Genomic DNA, 2,861 nt, shown 5'->3' on the forward strand with positions numbered 1-2,861 from the left:
GCTGATCCTCCGTCAGCAGACTCACCGCGCCCGCCGACCAGTCCACATGGTGCGACGGTTCTCCCACGTGCAGCGTGCGCGGCAGCACACCCTGCCGCATCGCCATCACCATCTTGATCACACCGGTCACGCCCGCCGCCGCCTGCGTGTGCCCGATGTTCGACTTCACCGACCCGAGCCACAGCGGTGCGTCCTGGGTCCGGCCCTGGCCGTAGGTGGCGAGCAGCGCCTGCGCCTCGATCGGGTCACCCAGCGTCGTGCCCGTACCGTGCGCCTCCACCACATCCACATCACCGGGACCCAGCCGCCCGCTGGCCAGCGCCTGCCGGATCACCCGCTGCTGCGACGGACCATTCGGCGCCGTCAGACCGTTGGACGCGCCGTCCTGGTTGACCGCGCTGCCGCGCACCACCGCGAGCACCTGGTGACCGTTGCGCCGCGCGTCCGACAGCCGCTCCACCACCAGCAGACCCACACCCTCGGCCCACCCCGTACCGTCCGCGTCGTCCGAGAACGGCTTGCAGCGGCCGTCCGCCGCCAGACCCCGCTGACGCGAGAACTCCACGAACATGCCCGGCGTGGACATCACCGTGACACCGCCCGCCAGCGCCAGATCGCACTCACCGTTCCGCAGCGCCTGCGCCGCCAGGTGCAGGGCCACCAGCGACGACGAGCACGCCGTGTCCACCGTCACCGCCGGACCCTCGAACCCGAAGGTGTACGCCACCCGTCCGGAGGCGACGCTTGAGGTGCTGCCGGTCAGCCGGAGGCCGTCGGTGCCCTCGACCGGTTCGTGCAGCCGGGGCCCGTACTCCATCGAGGTGGCGCCGACGAACACGCCGACGCGGCCGCCGCGCAGGGAGTCGGGGCGGATACCGGCCCGCTCGACCGCCTCCCAGGAGGTCTCCAGCAGCAACCGCTGCTGCGGGTCCATGGCGATGGCCTCGCGCGGGCTGATGCCGAAGAACTCGGCGTCGAACTCGCCCGCGGTGTCCAGGAAGCCGCCCCGGCGGACGTAGCTCGTGCCGACACGGTCCTGGTCGGGGTCGTAGAGCGCGGCGAGGTTCCAGCCCCGGTCGGTCGGGAACTCGGCGGTGGCGTCCACGCCGTCGGCCACGGCCTGCCAGAGCTGCTGCGGCGAGGCGATGCCGCCCGGCAGCCGGCAGGCCATACCGACGATGGCGATGGGGTCGCCGTCGACGGCCGGCCGGCGGGTGACGGTCTCCTCGGCGGGGAGCACGCCGAGGATCCGATCGCGCAGATAGTCGACGAGTGCGTCCGGAGTGGGGTAGTCGAAGAGCAGGCTGCTGGGAAGCCGCAGGCCGGTGGCGGAGGCGAGCCGGTTGCGCAGCTGGACGGAGCGGGCGGAGTCGAAGCCGAGATCGCGGAAGGTCGTACGGCCCTCGGCGTGCTCGGGGCCGTCCAGTGCGGTCAGGTGCGCGGCCAGCCACTGCGCGAGGAAGCCCTCCGGCTGGTCGAGCAGGCGCTCGCGGAGGGCGAGGGTGGCGGAGCTGACGTGGTCGTCCGCCACGACCGGGACGGCGGCCCCGGTGGGCTCCTCGCCCACCCAGTAGCGCTCCCGCTGGAAGGCGTAGGTGGGGAGGTCGACGAGGTGGGCGCCGGTGTCCGCGAACGCGGCCGTCCAGTCGACGCCGACGCCGGCGACGAACGCCTCGGCGAGCCCGCGCAGCAGCGTCCTGGGCTCCGGCTGGTCCCGGTGGAGCAGCGATACGGCCAGTTCGGCCTCGGCGGGTTCGATGAGGGGGGTGAGCACGGCGTCGGGGCCGAGTTCGAGGAACCGGGTGGCGCCCTGGGCGCGGAGGGCGGCCACGCCGTCGTGGAAGCGGACGGTGGCACGGACGTGGTCGACCCAGTAGTCCGGCGAGCACAGCTGGTCCGCGGTGGCGACCCGGCCGGTGACGTTGGAGATGACGGGCAGGGTGGGCGGCGCGTACGACAGGCCGCGGGCGACGTCGGTGAAGTCCGCCAGTACGGGGTCCATCAGCGGGGAGTGGGCGGCGACCGAGACGCGCAGCCTGGTGGTCCTGCGGCCCCGCGCGTGAAAGTCCTCGGCGATACGGGCCACGGTCTCGCCGTTGCCGGAGAGCACGAGTTGCGTCGGCCCGTTGATCACGGCGATCGAGACGTCGTCGATGCCGGTGAGTGCCTCGGCGGCCTCCTCCTCGGTCGCCTCGACCACGTACATCGCGCCGCCGTCGGGCAGCGCCTGCATCAGCTCGCCGCGGGCGGCGACGAGGGTGGCCGCGTCGGCGAGGGAGAGCACACCGGAGACGTGGGCGGCGGCGATCTCCCCGAAGGAGTGGCCGATGACGAGGTCGGGGGTGACGCCCCAGGAGGTGAGGAGCCGGTACAGCGCGACCTCGACGGCAAAGATCGCCGGCTGGGTGTACCGCGTCTGGTGGAGCAGCGCCGCGTCGTCGCTGTCCGGGTCGGCGAACAGCACGTCCCGCAGGCGCGGTTCGAACTGGGCGCACACCTGGTCCAGAGCCTCGGCGAAGACGGAGTGGGTCCGGTACAGCTCGCGGCACATGCCGATGTGCTGCGCGCCCTGGCCGGGGAAGAGGAAGGCGGTGCGGCCGGGCTTGGCGGTGCCACTGACCGCGTCGGCGGCGGGTCCGCCGTCGAGGGCGGCGGTGAGTTCGGCCCGGTCCGCGCCGAGCAGGACGGTGCGGTGGTCGAAGACGGACCGGGTGGCTGCCAGGGAGCGGCCGATGTCGGCGGCGTCGAGGTCGGGGTGCTCGTCCAGGTGGGCGCGCAGTCGCCGCGTCTGGGCGCCCAGCGCGCGTGCACTGCGCGCCGAGAGGATCCAGGGGAGGTCCCGGCCCGGGGTGGCGGGGGTC

Annotated in this window: 1 protein-coding gene; it reads right to left on the reverse strand. The window is 73.5% G+C overall.

Annotated elements, in window-relative coordinates:
• On the reverse strand, nucleotides 1-2,861 hold a 2,861-nt coding region (locus tag AXW62_RS39450; RefSeq protein ID WP_159061114.1), incomplete at both ends, for a type I polyketide synthase.

It is taken from the genome of Streptomyces hygroscopicus subsp. hygroscopicus (assembly GCF_001553455.1).
Lineage (GTDB): Bacteria > Actinomycetota > Actinomycetes > Streptomycetales > Streptomycetaceae > Streptomyces > Streptomyces hygroscopicus.